Raw genomic sequence first — 16,629 nt, forward strand, 5'->3', positions numbered from 1 at the left:
ACCGGAGACAACGGCGCAAAACGCGCCACTAAAGGAGGAAAACATGCGTCTCATCTCGAAGCTCTTCATTGGCACCGCGCTCGCCGCCACGATCGCCATGCCCGCCGCCGCCAAGGACCTCAACAAGATCGGCATCTCGGTCGGCCTGCTCGGCAATCCGTTCTTCGTCGCAACCATCAAGGGTATCGAGGACCGCGCCAAGGAAATCAATCCGAACGTCGAAGTCATCTCCGTCTCGGCAGACTACGACCTGAACAAGCAGGTCTCGCAGGTCGACAGCTTCATCGCCGCCGGCGTCGACATCATCATGCTGAACGCCGTCGATGCCAAGGCCATCGCACCCGCCGTGAAGAAGGCGCAAGCCGCCGGCGTCGTGGTTGCCGCATTCGACGTTTCGGCTCCCGGCGCCGATGTCACCGTCATGACGAACAACGTCAAGGCTGGCGAAGAAGCCTGCAACTACATCGCCGAGAAGCTCGGCAACAAGGGCGACGTCGTCATCATCAACGGCCCGGCCTCCTCCTCGATCCTCGAGCGCGTCCAGGGGTGCAAGGACGCACTCGGCAAACATGCCGACATTAAGATCCTGTCTGACGACCAGAACGGCCAGGGCTCGCGTGATGGCGGTCTTGCCGTCATGCAGGGCCTGCTGACCCGCTTCGACAAGATCGACGCGGTCTTCGCCATCAACGACCCGACCGCGATCGGTGCGGAACTTGCCGCCAAGCAGCTGAACCGCAGCGAGTTCTTCTTCACGGCCGTTGACGGCGCGCCGGACATTGAAAAGTCGCTGGCCAGCGGCAATTCCATGATCAAGGCCTCGGCCTCGCAGGATCCCTATGTCATGGCCGGCCAGGCCTTGCAGCTTGGCGTCGAAGTGCTGAAGGGCAACAAGCCGGCCGAACCCATCGTGCTGCTCGACCCGAAGCTGATCACGGCTGAAAATGTCAAGGACTACAAGGGCTGGACCGCAGCCCGCTAAATCCTTCTCCCGGACGGCCGGGGCGCCCCGCAAGCGGCGTGCCCGGCCGATCTTCCATTTTTCCTTTCAGAAAGCGGCCGGCTATGTCGAAAATCGGTGTCCATTCCTTCGTCTGGAGCGCGGGCTCGTCCAGGAGCGATCTTGAGAAGGCGCTCGAGAGCACCCACAGGCTCGGCTACAAGCTCATCGAATTCTCCTATCTCGATCCCGAGCAGGTCGACGTGAAATGGCTGTCCGGTCGCCTCGGTGAACTCGGCCTGGATGTAGCGATAAGCATGGGCCTTCCGCCGGAGGGCGACATTTCCAGCGAGGATGCATCGGTCGTGGCGAACGGCGTCGATATTCTCTACCGCGCCGTAGCCCTGGTGCGCGACCTGGGCGGCACGAAACTGGCCGGCATCCTTAGCTCCGCCCATGGCAAGCAGGAACACAGCCTGACGCGCAAGGCCTGGGACACCAGTGTCTCCGCCCTGTCGAAGGTGGCGGACCGGGCGAAGGCCGCCGGCGTCACGCTCAATCTCGAGATCGTCAATCGCTTTGAGAGCAACATGCTGAACACCGCGGCACAAGGACTGGCCTATATCCGCGACACCGGAGCGTCCAACGTGCTCCTGCATCTCGACACGTTCCACATGAACATCGAGGAGGCCGATGTCGGCCTCGCCATTCGCCACGCGGCTGACAAGATCGGCTATGTCCATATCGGCGAAAGCCATCGCGGCTATCTCGGAACGGGCACGATCGACTTCGCAGCGATTTTCGACGCGCTTGTTGCGATCGGCTGGGACGACTACGTCACTTTCGAATCGTTCTCGACGACCATCGTCGACAGGGACCTGTCGCTCAAGACGGCGATCTGGCGCAACCTCTGGGACGACAACGTCGCGCTCGCCCGCCACGCGAACCGGTTTATCGAATTGGGCCTGGAGACGGCTCGTCGTAAGAGCGAGCTCGTGTGCCAAGCTCACCTCCCGGTCTAGCGACGCTATGCTATCGAACTGACCGGCGGGTTCCTTTCCATTCAGGAGCGATTGTTCTCGTCAGTTCGGTTTCGAACCTGTAGACCGGGGCGACGGGCCCGAAGATCTCCTCGCCTGCGATGGCGGCGTCGGTGGGCACGTTTTCGATGACGGTCGGTGGATAGAAGTAGCCGTTCCCCGAAAGCGGCTTGCCCCCTGTCGTGACGCGGGCGCCAGCGGCCACCGCTTCCGAGACGAGCCTGTCGATCTTGCGCACCGCATTCGTCGTGATCATCGGACCGCATTGCGTGTCGGGATCGTAGCCGGGGCCGACCTTCATCGCGGCCATGCGCGCGGTCAGCCCCGCGACGAAGGCGTCGTGAATGCCTGACTGGACGTAGAAGCGGTTGGCGGCCGTGCAGGCTTCGCCGGCATTGCGCATCTTGGCGACCATGGCGCCGTCGAGCGCGGCTTCGAGATCCGCGTCGTCGAAGACGAGGAAGGGCGCATTGCCGCCGAGTTCCATCGGGCAGCTGACGACCGACTTGGCGGCCTCGGCGAGAAGGGTGCGGCCGACGCCGGTCGAGCCGGTGAAGGAGAGCTTGCGCACGCGCGGGTCGGCAAGCATGGCATTGGTCACGCCACTCGGGTTCGTCGTGGTCAGGACATTGACGACGCCTGGCGGCACGCCCGCTTCCTCACCGAGACGGGCCATCGCATAGGCGGTCAGCGGCGTCTCGGAGGCCGGTTTCAGGATAACCGTGCAGCCGGCGGCGAGCGCCGGGCCGATTGATTTGTCGTGAGGGCTATGATTCAGGCTGGCGTGAAGGAGCCTGACTGATGAGTAGTTTTTTTGGCTGACGGACGAGCAAATGGCTTGTCCGTCAGCCTTCGGGCTCAAGTCTGAGAAGACCGATCTCGAACAATTCAAGCTGGCACTGGAAGACTTGAAAACGGCCATGGCCACCATCCATACCGAGGATGAAGCGGACATTCCTGCTGGAAACAGGGTCACCAAGCCACGCGCAATCAATCGTGGCTCCCTTCCGAAGCATCCCCCGTGTCGAGCGGAGAATGCTTCGCGGAAACCCTGACAAACCGGGGCAGGCTGGCTGATCCCTCTCTGTTCCGGTTTCGTCCAATGAAGCGCTCCGCAATCGGTCCGTCACAGACGTTTGTTCTCGTGCATGGTGCCAGGACGCACCAAGAATAGTGCCGACCCGGCGACGCCGCTCGAATAGCGGGTTTAGCCGTGGCCGCCTTTCGTGAGGCGAGTTCTGTTGGACAAGCATACGCGTGCTCGCGCGTCAGGCCTTCGATCCAGACGCTCGGCGCACCGCGAAGATGCGGCCCGGGGCAGTAGGCCGTTTCGGCCTTCACGGGGCAGGCCAAGCGAGAGGAAATAGCACGGACTATTACCTTTCCTTCAGGGCCAGAGCCGCTTCAACGCGGTTGCGGACCTTCAGCTTCCTTAGAATATTTGTCACGTGGAATTTCACGGTTTTTTCATGGACTCCAAGGTTTCCGCCGATCCCTCGATTGCTGAGCCCTTGCGCCAAAAGCTCAAGGACGCGTAGCTCTCGCAAGGTAAGGCGGGCGAGGGGCGCCGTTTCCGCTTTGCCGCTCAACCGGGTGAGAAGACCGAGGCTGAGGCTCGGTGTTACGAAGGTTTCGCCGGCCGCGACGCTCTTCACGGCGGCTATCAGATCGTTTGCGCTAATACCCTTCAGAACGTAGCCAGATGCACCGGCCTCTATTGCCCGCATCACGTCATGGCCGTCGTCGGAGCCGGTGAGCATCAGGACACGCGGCGGCCTTTGCGTTGCGGTGATCGCCGCGGCGGCATCGATGCCGTTGCCCGGCATGGATATGTCGAGCAGGATGACATCCGGCTCATGGCGCTCGACCAGTTCGAGCGCCTGGCTGCCGGAATTTCCTTCCGCGATGACTGTGATTGTGGGGTCGAGCGCGAGCGATTGCGTGACGCCTGCTCTGAACAACGGATGATCGTCAACCACGATAATTCTGATCGGCGCATTCATACTTCATCTCCTCCGTTCAGGACTGTGGCCATTTCGATGACTGTGCCTTGTCGGCCATGGCGCACGGAGAACGTGCCTCCGAGGCTCTCCACGCGCTGCCGCAGCCCGAACAATCCGAGGCTGCCCTCGGACGTTTCCGGGCGTCCGGCCGTCCCCGCGCCGTCGTCGCTGACGCGCAAGACGAAAACGTCGCCTTCGTGCCGGCATTCGACGGTTTGCCCATGCCCGCCAGCATGGCGATAGGCGTTGTTGAGGCCCTCCTGCACGAAGCGGTAGGCGCACAGGCGCATTGCCTGCGAGGAGCGGGACGGCGGCGTGCCGTCGCAGATCAGGGAGACGGCGGTGCCGGTTCTTCGTTCATGCACGCGCACCACGCTTTCGACGATCTCACGCAGGGACAGCGCCTGGATCTCCGGCAACACCAATCCCCGCGCGATCGCGCGCATGTCATGCAATGCATCGCCCAGAAGGCCCTCGATCGCCGTCAGTATCGCCGCCCGCCCGTCTTTGTCCGCCGCGCGCCGGACCTGCTCGATCTTGAGTGCGGAAAGACCGATGAGTTGAACCGGGCCGTCGTGCAGCTCGGCGCCCACGTTGCGCAGGTAGCTTTCGTTCATCTCCACCAGCCGGCCCGAGGCCCGCTGGACCTTCATGCGCAACTCGCTGTTCTGGTGGGAGACGCGCTCGATCTCGGCAAGGCGGCTCTCCAGGGCGACCTGCTGCCGTCCAATCAATCTGCTGTTGCTGTAGACGACACCGGTCAAGGCGAGTGCGATCGACAGGGCCGCCCCGCTGACGACGAGCCATGTCTGCACCCGCAGCTTCAGCAGCTTGGCTTCGAGCGGTTGTGTCAGTTCATGGATTTCAACGACGGCAATGATGCGGCCGGACCCGTGCTCGCGCAGGGGAACGTAGATTTCCAGATATTTCGTCGTCCACGCCCGCGCGACATGTTCGCCGGCGGCAAGATCGGTGTATCGTGCCGAAACCTCGCCGTCGAATGCCATGGCGGCGCCTTCCGGTGGCGGAAATCGCCCGCCAATCAGATCGGATGTGGTCGAATAGGTGACGAGCCCGTCACTCCTCCAGATGTCGACATGGGCGAAGCGGTCGGCGAAGGCGCCTTCCTTCAGCGCCTCGTCCAGGCGCGCGATGGCCTGCGGGCCGAGCACTTCCCGACGCGCCAGTTGCTGGACCAGGGGGGAGAGGAGGCTGTCCAGGAAGAGAGCGGAGCTTGCCGCGGTGCTTTCCACCGTCGCGCGGGTGACGATGCCGGAGATGACGACGCCGGCAAGGAACATCGCCGCCAGCATGATGAGGCCACCCGACAGCGCAAACTGTATCGGCTGGCTCAGGCTCCGGAAGCCGTGTGCCCGATGAAAGCGTGGCGATGTGGCTGCTGCATCGACCATCGGCTTTGAAAATGCTCCTGTGGCCCTCTCGCCAAACGATCACGGATCCGCCTTGTCGGCTAGCGCCGATGGTCCAATCATCCGCTCGGACCAAAGTCGAGTAAGGTCCCCGCCTTGCGATCTGGTCCGGTTGCCCTTTCGGGGAAGCAACTCGTCAGACCATCCGTCATGGCGCGAGAGCCGAGATCAGGCGCATCATTCTCCCGAAATGCGCATCGCGCCCGCAGAAGGCGGCGCGCGTGGCCGACAAGAAGCGTCAGGGGACGCTACCAAGGGGAGAATGGTCATGGTCAATATCGTCAAGCACGACCTGCAGTTCATCTTGAAACAGATCAAGATCGCCGAAAGGCATGCCGCCGGCGAGGATCTCTACACGCTCGTCGCGGAGGCCGGCGGCGTGGACCCCAATTCTCCCGCCGCCGCGCAGATTCACCTGCTTCCCTATGGCTTGCGGACCGTCGACGGCAGCTACAATAACCTCCTGCCCGGCCGGGAGCACTGGGGCTCGGCGGACCAGCAGTTCCTGTCCCTGACCGATCCTGCGTTCGGCCAGGGGACGGGCACGTTCCCCTACGCATCCAACAACAACTACGGCCAGCCCGGCGATGTGGTCGATGCGGCGCCCCGCCTGATCTCCAATCTCGTCGTCGACCAGACGCTCGACAACCCGGCGGCCATCGTCGCCGCGCTCGAATATGCCGGCGTCGTGGGACAGGCGCAGGTCGACGCTCTGCAGGCCATTCGCGCCGCCCACGCCATCGTGAAGGAACTGCCGGTAAATTCCCAGGCCTATGGGCTGGCCAAGGGCCAACTCGACGCGCTTCTCGCGCAGAACGGCATCGAAATGGACGGCCCGACGGTCTTCCTGCCCAATGTGTCGCCGGATATCGGCGATTCCGCGCCCTTCAGCGCCCTCTTCACCCTGTTCGGACAGTTTTTCGATCATGGCCTCGATCTCGTGGCCAAGGGCGGCAACGGTGTGGTCTACATTCCGCTCTCGCCGGACGATCCGCTCTACAACCCTGCCACTCCGCATACCAACTTCATGGTCTTGACCCGTGCGACCACCGGCGAGGGTGCGCGCAACACCACGACGCCATGGGTGGATCAGAACCAGACCTATGGCTCTCACGCCTCCAAGCAGGTCTTCATGCGCGAATATGAGGAGGGGCCGGACGGTACCCCCGTTGCGTCCGGTCGCCTGCTCGAGGGAAACGGGCACGGCTTGGCGACGTGGGCGGATGTGAAGGCGCATGCCGAGGACATGCTCGGTATCAGGCTTACCGATGCGGATATCGGCAATATTCCCCTGATCGCGACCGATGAATACGGCAACTTCATCCCCGGCGCCAACGGCTATCCCCAACTGGTCGTCGGGCTCGGCGCGGACGGCATTTTCGGGACGGGTGACGATGTCCTTGTCGAGGGCGATCCGGACAATCCCGTCGATCCGACCGCCCTCGGCGCCTTCCGCACCGGCCATGCGTTCCTCGACGACATCGCCCACAACGCCGTGCCGATCTTCACGGCCGGCGGCGAGCTTGCCGAGGATGCCGACGGCGTGGCGGGCAATGCCGTCGCGAGCAGCATGGGGCATAATCTCGAATATGACGACGAGCTTCTGGATGCGCATTTCATCACCGGCGACGGGCGCGGAAACGAGAATATCGGCCTGACGACCATCCACCATATCTTCCACGGCGAACACAACCGCATGGTCGAGGAGACAAAGCAGGTCGCGCTCGAGGCCGCGGCGAATGGCGATATCGCCTTCCTCAACGAATGGCTGCTGGTGGACGTCGCCGCCGTTCCCGCCAATCTCGAAGATCTCGTCTGGGATGGCGAGCGCCTCTTCCAGGCGGCGCGCTTCGTCACCGAAATGGAATACCAGCACCTCGTTTTCGAGGAATTCGCCCGCAAGATGCAGCCGGATGTCGATGCCTTCCTGTTCGAGCCGGATGCCGACATCAATCCCGCGATCTTCTCCGAGTTCGCCAACGTGGTCTATCGCTTCGGCCACTCGATGCTCAACGAGACTGTCGATCGTATTGCTGCCGACGGGTCGACGAATCCCATGTCGCTGTTCGATGCGTTCCTCAATCCCGTCGCCTATGACGAGGGCGGGAGCCTGACCCATGCACAGGCGGCCGGTGCGGTCATTCGCGGCATGAGCGCCCAGGTCGGCAATGAGATCGACGAGTTCGTCACGAATACCCTGCGCAACCAGTTGCTCGGCATCCCGCTCGACCTGGCGACGATCAACATCGCGCGCGGCCGCGATACCGGCATGCCGACCCTTAACGAGGCGCGGGCCCAGTTCCAGGCCATGGCCCAGGGCGATAGCCAGCTGGCCCCCTATGCGAACTGGACTGACTTCGCGCTCAACCTCAAGAACCCGGCCTCCATCGTCAATTTCATCGCAGCCTACGGCACGCATGCGACGATTGCGGGCGAGACGACGGTGGACGGCAAGCGCGCGGCGGCGATGGCGATCGTGTTCGGCACGGCTGAGACGTTCTGGGACGAAAGCCTCGGCGCGAACCGGACCATCCTGCCGCCGGCTGACCGCGCGGCCTTTCTTTCCGGTACGGGCGGCTATGCCGACGGGCTCGGCGGTCTTGCCAATGTCGACCTGTGGGTGGGCGGGCTTGCCGAAAAGAAGATGGATTTCGGCGGCATGCTCGGCTCCACCTTCTCCTTCATCTTCGAACTGCAGATGGAGAACCTGCAGGACGGCGACCGCTTCTACTACCTGTCGCGCGTCCAGGGCCTCAACCTGCTCTCCGAACTGGAAGGCAATTCGCTCTCCAAGATGGCCCTGCGCACGACCGATCTCGCCGAAACGGGCACCGCGATCCCCGGCGACTTCTTCTCGCGCCCGGACCGCGTTCTCTATCTCGACGCGGCAAGGCAACTGGCCATGACGGGCCAGGGCGACCCCGTCCAGGACAATCCCTATCTGGAGGCCCTGTCTCCTCTGGTCGAGCGTCGTGATGCGGATGGCGACGGCATTGCCGAATATCTGCGTTACAATGGCGGCGAGCACGTCGTTGTCCAGGGCACCGACAATGACGATCACATCATCACCGGCGAGGGTGACGACACGATCTGGGGCGGGGCCGGCAACGACCGTCTCGAAGGCGGCTACGGCGTGGATCATATCCACGGCGGCTCGGGCGACGACATCATCACCAATGCGGGAACCGACATCGGCGCGATGGACTTCCTGCATGGCGAGGAAGGCAATGACGTCATCCATGGTGGTAGCGGGCTTTCGCTGATCTTCGGCAACGAGGGCAACGACTTCCTGATCGCCGGCCCCGACGGCAAGACCGTCATGGGCGGCGTCGGCGACGACTTCATCCTCGGCGGCGACGGAATGGATTTCCTGCTCGGCGAGGCCGGCGACGACTGGCTGGAGGGCGGCGGCCGCTTCGATACGCTGGCCGGTGAAAATTCCGAGTTGATGTTCAACTCTACCATCGTCGGCAACGACGTGCTGAACGGCCAGAGCGGGGATACGGACTATGACGCCGAGGCCGGCGACGACATCATGTTCCAGGGCGTCGGCATCCAGCGCAGCAACGGCATGTCGGGCTTCGACTGGGCGATCCACAAGGACGATCCGATGGCGGCGAATTCCGATCTCGGTATTCCCGTCTTCGCGAACCAGGAAGCCTTCATCCTGCGGGACCGCTTCGATCTGGTGGAGGGGCTTTCCGGCTGGAAATTCGACGACGTGCTGACGGGCCGCGTGGTGCCGGTCAATACAAGGGTGGAGGCGACCGGCACGGCGGCGATTCCCGGTCCGGATGCGCCCCTCTACTCCTATTCGAATGCCCTTTTGGAGCGGAACGTCGCTCTTGTCGACGGGCTGGATATGCTGGTCGCCCATCGCAAGCGCCATGTCGAGATCGGAAACGACGGCGTTGCGGAGACGATCGTCCTCGAAACGGCAGATGCCTCCGATATCCTGCTCGGCGGTGGCGGTAGCGACCGCATCAAGGGTCTTGCCGGCGACGACGTCATCGACGGCGACAAATGGCTCAACGTGCGCATCCGCATCGTCGCGGACGGTCAGGTCTACACGGCCGACGGGATGACGAAGAAGGTCTATCTCCAGACCGACATGGTGAACGGGGTGCTGCGGGCGGGCGCAACCGCGCAGTTCGGCGCGCGCTCTCTGGACATGCTGATGCTGGCCGGCGTCTTGAATCCGGGCCAATTGTCGATCGTGCGCGAGATCGTCGACGGCAATGCCGCAGGCGATATCGACACGGCCGTCTATACGGGCATTCGCGAGCATTACGCCTTCGGCGTGAACACGGACGGCAGCCTCTATGTCGACCACGCGCCGCCGGCCACGGACGAAACCGATCCGCTTGCCGAAAACATCGAGGGCGTGACCGAGCGGCCCGTTCTCGACGGCCGTGACACGGTGCGCAATATCGAGCGGCTTGAATTCACCGACCTGACGATGAACGTGATTTCCGGCACCGCCGCCGGCGAAACGCTGAACGGTAACGTTGCGGGCACGGGCCTGATCCACGATGTCCTCATGGGTTTCGAGGGCAACGATACGCTCAACGGCCTTTCCGGCAATGACGTGCTGATCGGCGGCGCCGGCAACGACACCTTGCGCGGCGGTGCCGGCGACGACATCTATGTCATGGGCCTTGCCGACGGCACGGACCGCATCGAGGAGACTTCCGGCAACGACCGGATCAGCGTGGCGACGAATGGCGAGGCGCTTTCCGCTTTCAACTTCAGCCGGGCTGCCAATGGCGATCTCGTCATCGTGCTCAACGGCCAGACGATCCGCGTGGCGGGCCAGTTCAACGATCCCGGCAATGCCGTCGAGACGATCACTTTCGACGGCGGCAGCTATCAGGGCTATGAGCTTTACGTCGCCGATGACGAGGGCGATGAGGTCATGCGCGGCAGCTACACGCTGCACACCGGGACGGGCACCACGCTGGAGGCCGCGCCGGATGTCGATACCATCCTGGTCGATCTCGGCGGTTCCCAGTCGACGACGCTGCTGGGCAATACCGGCGACGACATGCTGTTCGGCAACAACGGTGCCGATACGCTCAACGGCGGCGCCGGCGCTGATCTTCTGGTCGGCGGCTCGGGGGGCGATACCTACATCGTCGATGACATCGGTGATACGGTGGTCGAGCTGGAGAACGGCGGAACGGACACCGTCCAGACGACGGTCGCAAGCTACATGCTGGACGCGAATGTCGAGAACCTGACCTATACGGGCGGCGGTGCCTTCACGGGGGCCGGCAACAAACTCGACAACGTCATCACCGGCGGCGCCGGCAATGACAGCCTGTACGGCGAGGCCGGCAACGACCGGCTGTTCGGCGGCGACGGGGACGACTTCCTCCATGGCGGCGCCGGCGACGACGTCATCAATGCCGGCAGCGGCAACGATGCGGTCAATGGCGGTGCCGGTAACGATACGATCAATCTCGGCGCCGGCTTCAGCAGGCTGGTCTACGACGGGCTGGATTTCGGCGACGACGTCGTCACGAGCTTCGATGCCAATCCCACCGGCGGCGGCCAGGACAAGGTCGACCTGAGCGGCCTCGGCATCACCGACGCGGACTTCGACGCGCGCGTCTCCATCACGTCCGACGGCAGCAGGACCCGCATCGATATCGCCGGCGGCGGCTCGATCACGCTCAACGGCGTTCCGGGAATCGGCAATAATATGGTGAACCGCGCGGACTTCATCCTTGCCGGCGAAACGACCATTGCCGGAACCGCCAGCGGCGATGCCCTTGAGGGCACCGCAGGCGCCGACATCATTCTCGGGGGCGGTGGCGGCGACACGATCAACGGCGGCGCGGGCGACGATGTCATCGATGGCGGGACGGGGGACGACTTCCTCTTCGGCGACAGCGGCGACGACATCATCCACTGGCAGGCGCCGGATGGCGGCTGGGACGTGGTCGACGGCGGTTCGGAAGGCATTGCCGGTGATACCTTCGTCATCACCGGCGACGACGCCTACGAAATCTTCCGCTTCTATCCCGCCGAGGACGCCGAGACGGTCATTCCGGGTCTCGTGCTGCGCGGCGGCGGCACCGAGATCGTGGTGACCCGCACGGTCGTCGTGAATGGCGTCGAAGGCGTCCCGCAGGTCATCGCGGAACTGTCCGAGATCGAGGAGATCGTCATCAACGGCCACCCGGCCGGCGGCTCGGGCACCGCTGGCGGCGACCGCTTCGAACTGATCGGCGATTTCGCCGAGCAGGGCGAGGAGACCAGCCTGCGGCTGAATACGATCACCATCGTCGGCTCGGACGGTGACGATACGGTCGACATATCGCGGCTCGCGTCGGCTCATCGTGTCGTCTTCAAGACCAAGGGCGGCAACGACACGATCATCGGCACGCTGCGGCCGCAGGACGTCGTGCAACTGCCCGACGACACGACCCTGGACGATTACGACATGGTCCGGAACGTCAACGGCTCCACCACGCTCGTGGGCGATGGATATTCGCTGACCTTCTTCAGCGGCGGCGGCCTGCCGCAGTTCACCTCCGGCGGCGAAGAGGTCGGGCCGGGCAACGTCGTTCCGCCGGTGGGCGGCAATGAAAATGATGACGACGAGGACGATGGCGCCGACGACACCGTTTCCGGCGGCGGCGATGACGACCCGGCCGGCGAGACGGGGGGTGGGGACAATGGGTCTGCAGTCCTGTTCGGCACGGCGAACGGCGAGGCCATCGTCGGTGGTAACGGCCGGGAGATGATCTTTGCCGGCAACGGCGCCGACGACGTACTCGGTGGCGGCGGCAGCGACATGATCTACGGGGATGCCGGCAACGACCGTCTCTTCGGCGAAAGCGGCGACGACCTGCTCGACGGGGGCCTCGGTAACGACACGGTCTTCGGCGGCGACGGCAACGATATCTTCGTGGCGTCGGTCGGCGATGGCGACGACGTCTACTACGGCGACCATATGAATGGCGGCGACGGCAACGATACGCTCGACATGTCCGCCATCAATGCGAACATCACGGCCGATCTCGGCACCGGCTTCAATGGCCGTGGCAGCGTGGTCAGCGCCCAGTCCGGCTCCGACACGATCCGAGGCATCGAGAACATCATCACCGGATCGGGCAACGATGTCATAACGGCAAGCGCTGCCGTGAACGTGATCGACGGCGGGGCTGGCAACGACATCTTCCGCTTCCTGTCGGCGGCCGATGCGGATGGCGACACGATCATGGGCTTCCAGCCCGGCGACAGGCTGGACCTCAGCGCAATGGACGCCAATTGGACGGCATCCGGCAACCAGTCCTTCACGCTGGTCTCCGGCGCATTCTCCGGCGCGAGCGGCGAACTGCTCGTCACCCACGAGAACCGGGACGGCATCGACTACACCGTGATCGAGGGCAATACGTCCGGCGGCAACGCGGCGGACTTCAAGTTCTCGGTCAAGGGCTCGCACAACCTGACGGCCGGCGATTTCGATCTCTAGCATGCTTGGGGCCGGAGGCGCCCGGGGCGCCTCCGGCAAGCGAAATCCAGTTCAGCGGGTGATAGTCATGCGTTCCAAAGAGCCGATGTCCGCAACCAGGCGGAAGAATGCCGAGAAACTGACCGGCGGCTTTCGCGCCGTGGGCCTCTTCCTCTTCGCCATGTCCGGTGTCATCAACATCCTGGCGCTGACGGGCGCCTTCTACATGCTCCAGATCTACGACCGCGCGCTGACGAGCGCGAGCATCCCGACGCTGCTCGCCATCTCGATCCTGGCGGTCGGTCTCTATTTCTTTCAGGGCCTGTTCGACATCCTGCGTTCGCAGATCCTCGTGCGGATGGGTGCCCGTCTCGACCGGAAGATCGCGCCGCTGGCGCATCGGGTCGCCGTCGACATGCCGCGCTTCGGCTTCTCGACGGCGGAATCGCTCGAGCGCGGGCGCGACGTCGATACGGTTCGCGGCTTTCTCGGAAGCCAGGGGCCGGTCGCCCTGTTCGATCTGCCGTGGATGCCGCTTTTCCTGGCCTTCGTCTATATCCTTCACCCGCTTCTCGGCGCGCTTGCCCTCGGCGGGGCGGTGCTGCTGACGCTCCTGACCATCGTCACGGAACTGATGACGCGGAGACTGGCGAGCGCCACCCACACTGCCGTCGTGACACGCAACGCCATCGCCGATTCCAATGCCCGCAACGCCGATATTCTGAAGGCGATGGGCTTTGCCCGCCGGGCCGTCGAACGGTTCAACCGGGCCAATGAAGATCATCTTCATCTTCAGACGCGCGCCAATGACATCACCGGCACGTTCGGCGCCATTTCGCGCGTCGTGCGGATGATCCTGCAATCGGCGGTGCTGGGGCTGGGCGCTTACCTGACCATCCAAGGCCAGCTGTCCGCCGGAGCCATCATCGCCGCCTCCGTCGCCTCGGCAAGGGCGCTGGCGCCGATCGATCTTGCGATCGGCAACTGGAAGAGCGTCGTCGCCGCGAGGGCGGCTTTCCAGCGGCTGAGGGAAACGGTCGTGGCGCTGCAGTCCGCGAGCGAGCCGATGGACCTGCCGGCGCCGGAGCGCTCGCTGAAAGTCGAAGGTCTCACGGTCGCCGCGCCCGGATCGGGCCGGGTGCTGCTGAGCGACGTCAGTTTCGAGCTCCGGGCCGGGCAGGCCCTCGGCGTCATCGGCTCCAGCGGCGGCGGCAAGACCACCCTGGCGCGCGCCTTGAGCGGGATATGGCCCACGCTGCGCGGCAGCGTGCGGCTGGACGACGCGGAACTGACCCAATGGGAAGACACCCGGCTGGGTTCCTATATCGGCTACCTGCCGCAGGAGGTCTCGCTGCTCGACGCCACCATCGAGGAGAACATATCGCGCCTCGACGGCGATGCGGAGGCCCGGGCCATCGTCAAGGCGGCCGCGGCGGCGGGCGTCCATCCCATGATCGTGCGCCTGCCCGAAGGCTACAAGACGGAACTGGGTCCGCTCGGCGTGTCGCTCTCCGGCGGCCAGCGCCAGCGCATCGGCCTCGCGCGCGCCCTTTACGGCGATCCGTTCCTCGTCGTGCTCGACGAGCCCAATTCCAACCTCGACAGCGAGGGCGAGGCGGCCCTGACCGCCGCCATCGAAGGCGTGAAGGGGCGTGGCGGCATCGTCGTCGTCATCGCGCATCGCCCGAGCGCGCTAGCCGCGGTCGATATGGTGGCGGTGGTGCAGAACGGCAAGATGACGGCCTTCGGGCCGAAGGAGGACGTGCTCGGCGCCGTCATCCAGGCGACCCCGCCCGCACCGGCCGCCGCATCCGCCAGCCACACGAGAATGGAGCGCGCCGGCCTTGCTGCGCGGGTTTCGACATGATCATCGATGTAAAGGCAACGAAACAGACCTCCGTCGAACCCGATCCTTCCGAGCGCTATGTCTTGAAGGGAGCGGATAGGAAATCCAGGACACCCTTCACGCTCGGCCTGATAGTGGCGGGCCTGGTCCTCTATCTCCGCTCCTTCTTCGAGAGCAGCGCCCGGCCGGCAGAGGAGGGAAGAGAGGATCGCGAACGGGCGGAAAAGGAAGGCGAAGCGCCGTCTTCGGATACACTGCAGGATCTGGTCCTGCCGGTCGATCACGAGCTTTCGTCCCCGGACCACTATCCGCAGGAAAGCGACCTGCCGAACGACGAGCGCTTCCTGCAGGGGCTCGCCCGGCCGGAGGGCGTCACGTTCGACATGGAATTTAGGGGATGGGTCGGCGCAAAGACATTTGGCTTCGGTTCTCTTGCGGCCAATGACAACGCATTCCCCGGCTCGCTTTTCCAGGGGCCCGCCACGGGGGGCGAGCCTGCGGGAGGAGGAGGCCAGCCGGGCATTCCCGAACCGAACCCGGAAGGAGCCGGCCAGGAAGAGCCCGGAACTGACGATCCCGGCGAGAACGGGGAGACGGAGCGGGTCAACCGGGCGCCGCGTGTCACGGGGCCCGTCTATCTGCTGGATGTCACGGGATGCGCCTTGCTGGCCATCGCCCTTTCCGACTTGCTGCGCAACGCCCACGATCCGGATGGCGATCCGCTTTCCATACGGAACCTGACAGTGTCGCAGGGGACGTTGGTGGCGGCAAACGGGCATTGGCTGTTTCAGGCCGGGCCGAAACTCGAAGGGCGCGTGACGCTCACCTATGAAATCACGGATGGCGATTTCTTCGTCGAGCAGGTCGCCTATTTCAACGTCGGGCGAAACCGCATCGAAGGATCGGGGGGTGATGACATCATCCTCGGCAGTTCCTGCGGCGACGACATCGCCGGCGGCGATGGGCACGACAATATCGATGCCCGGGGCGGCGACGATGTCATCGCCGGCGGGGCGGGCGACGATCATATCGTGGCGGGCGACGGCGATGATATCGTCTTCGCCGGGCATGGCAACGACATCGTTTTCGGCGGTGCCGGCAACGACACCATTTCCGGCGGGGACGGCGACGACCGGCTTTACGGCGATGCAGGTGACGACACCCTCTTCGGGGATGGGGGAGACGACATGCTGTTCGGCGGCGCCGGCGCCGACATCCTGGACGGCGGGGACGGCGACGATCGTCTCGACGGCGGCGATGGCGACGATCTCCTGATCGACGGTCGCGGCCGTGACGGCAATTTCGGCGGTGCCGGCGACGATCGCATCGTGGCGGCCCTCGACGGGGACGACGATATCCATGACGGCGGCGAAGGGCACGATACGATCGACTATTCCCGCACGGTTTCCGGAGTGACCATCGATCTCGACGGCGGCCGGGCATCCGGCGGCGAAATCGGGGACGATACGATCGCTTCCTTTGAGGCCGCCGTCGGCGGACGCGGGGACGACCACATCACCGCGAGCACGCAGCACGCGAATATCCTGGCGGGCGGTGAGGGAGACGACGTCTTCCGCTTCCTGCCTCCGGCCGCGTCGGCGGCGGGCGGCGAACCCCCTGTCGCGACAAATCACATCATTCTCGATTTCTCCGTCGGTGACAGGATCCACATGTCGAAATATGACATCTTCGAACGCGTCCTCGACAGGCATGAGGACCAGTTCGAGGCGATCTACGGCAATGACTTCGAAGAAGATGATGTCGCCATCCGCTATCGCCACGACCGGATCGACGAACTGAGCCGGACGATCATCGAGGCGGACTTCAATCGGGACGGCATTTGGGAAACGACCGTGACGATCGACGGGGCTCGCATGCTCGTCGTCATCGAGCATGTTTGACGGGAGG

General features: G+C 64.2%; 7 protein-coding genes and 2 pseudogenes. 6 read left to right on the top strand and 3 right to left on the bottom strand.

The window, feature by feature from the left end; all coding sequences use genetic code 11:
- Nucleotides 1-43 precede the first annotated feature (43 nt).
- Nucleotides 44-982 (top strand): ABC transporter substrate-binding protein, encoded by a 939-nt coding sequence (locus DSD28_RS01810; RefSeq protein ID WP_119254639.1) that lies wholly within the window; start codon nt 44-46, stop codon nt 980-982.
- An 83-nt stretch (nt 983-1,065) separates the two neighbouring features.
- Complete coding sequence (locus tag DSD28_RS01815) at nt 1,066-1,962, top strand: sugar phosphate isomerase/epimerase family protein (protein WP_119254640.1); 897 nt, start codon at nt 1,066-1,068, stop codon at nt 1,960-1,962.
- Nucleotides 1,963-2,026: 64 nt separating this feature from the next.
- On the opposite strand, the pseudogene DSD28_RS01820 reads toward DSD28_RS01815, so the two are convergent.
- Nucleotides 2,027-2,737, bottom strand: a pseudogene (locus DSD28_RS01820) (aldehyde dehydrogenase family protein); the annotation flags it as partial.
- Between the two features lie 88 nt (nt 2,738-2,825).
- On the opposite strand from DSD28_RS01820, the pseudogene DSD28_RS01825 reads away from it, so the two are divergent.
- A pseudogene (locus DSD28_RS01825) lies at nt 2,826-3,002 on the top strand (IS66 family transposase); the annotation flags it as partial.
- A gap of 354 nt (nt 3,003-3,356) precedes the next feature.
- Here DSD28_RS01825 and DSD28_RS25730 read toward each other — a convergent pair.
- Both DSD28_RS25730 and DSD28_RS01835 read right to left on the bottom strand, forming a co-directional pair.
- Nucleotides 3,357-3,983, bottom strand: coding sequence for a response regulator (locus DSD28_RS25730; protein WP_162911184.1), 627 nt, complete (start codon nt 3,981-3,983; stop codon nt 3,357-3,359).
- A complete protein-coding gene (locus tag DSD28_RS01835) occupies nt 3,980-5,395 on the bottom strand; it encodes a sensor histidine kinase (protein WP_119254641.1) in 1,416 nt (471 codons plus the stop codon). The genes DSD28_RS25730 and DSD28_RS01835 overlap by 4 nt, the downstream gene beginning before the upstream one ends.
- 286 nt (nt 5,396-5,681) lie before the next feature.
- Here DSD28_RS01835 and DSD28_RS01840 point away from each other — a divergent pair, with 286 nt between their 5' ends.
- The 3 genes from DSD28_RS01840 (at nt 5,682) to DSD28_RS01850 (ending at nt 16,622) form a co-directional block, all read left to right on the top strand.
- Nucleotides 5,682-12,896: a peroxidase family protein gene (locus tag DSD28_RS01840; RefSeq protein ID WP_281048084.1), complete on the top strand. Its 7,215-nt coding sequence runs from the start codon at nt 5,682-5,684 to the stop codon at nt 12,894-12,896.
- A 67-nt stretch (nt 12,897-12,963) separates the two neighbouring features.
- Nucleotides 12,964-14,742: a type I secretion system permease/ATPase gene (locus DSD28_RS01845; protein WP_119254643.1), complete on the top strand. Its 1,779-nt coding sequence runs from the start codon at nt 12,964-12,966 to the stop codon at nt 14,740-14,742.
- Nucleotides 14,739-16,622, top strand: a complete 1,884-nt coding sequence (locus DSD28_RS01850; RefSeq protein WP_119254644.1) for a calcium-binding protein — start codon at nt 14,739-14,741, stop codon at nt 16,620-16,622. Before DSD28_RS01845 ends, DSD28_RS01850 begins: the two co-directional genes overlap by 4 nt.
- Nucleotides 16,623-16,629 lie beyond the last annotated feature (7 nt).

The organism is Shinella zoogloeoides (assembly GCF_003574625.1).
Classification (GTDB): domain Bacteria; phylum Pseudomonadota; class Alphaproteobacteria; order Rhizobiales; family Rhizobiaceae; genus Shinella; species Shinella zoogloeoides_A.

Bases quoted from the DNA above. Each gene is read 5' to 3' on its own strand.
- DSD28_RS01810 (WP_119254639.1), top strand. From the start codon at position 44: ATGCGTCTCATCTCGAAGCTCTTCATTGGCACCGCGCTCGCCGCCACG.
- DSD28_RS01815 (WP_119254640.1), top strand. From the start codon at position 1,066: ATGTCGAAAATCGGTGTCCATTCCTTCGTCTGGAGCGCGGGCTCGTCC.
- DSD28_RS25730 (WP_162911184.1), bottom strand. From the start codon at position 3,983: ATGAATGCGCCGATCAGAATTATCGTGGTTGACGATCATCCGTTGTTC.
- DSD28_RS01835 (WP_119254641.1), bottom strand. From the start codon at position 5,395: ATGGTCGATGCAGCAGCCACATCGCCACGCTTTCATCGGGCACACGGC.
- DSD28_RS01840 (WP_281048084.1), top strand. From the start codon at position 5,682: ATGGTCAATATCGTCAAGCACGACCTGCAGTTCATCTTGAAACAGATC.
- DSD28_RS01845 (WP_119254643.1), top strand. From the start codon at position 12,964: ATGCGTTCCAAAGAGCCGATGTCCGCAACCAGGCGGAAGAATGCCGAG.
- DSD28_RS01850 (WP_119254644.1), top strand. From the start codon at position 14,739: ATGATCATCGATGTAAAGGCAACGAAACAGACCTCCGTCGAACCCGAT.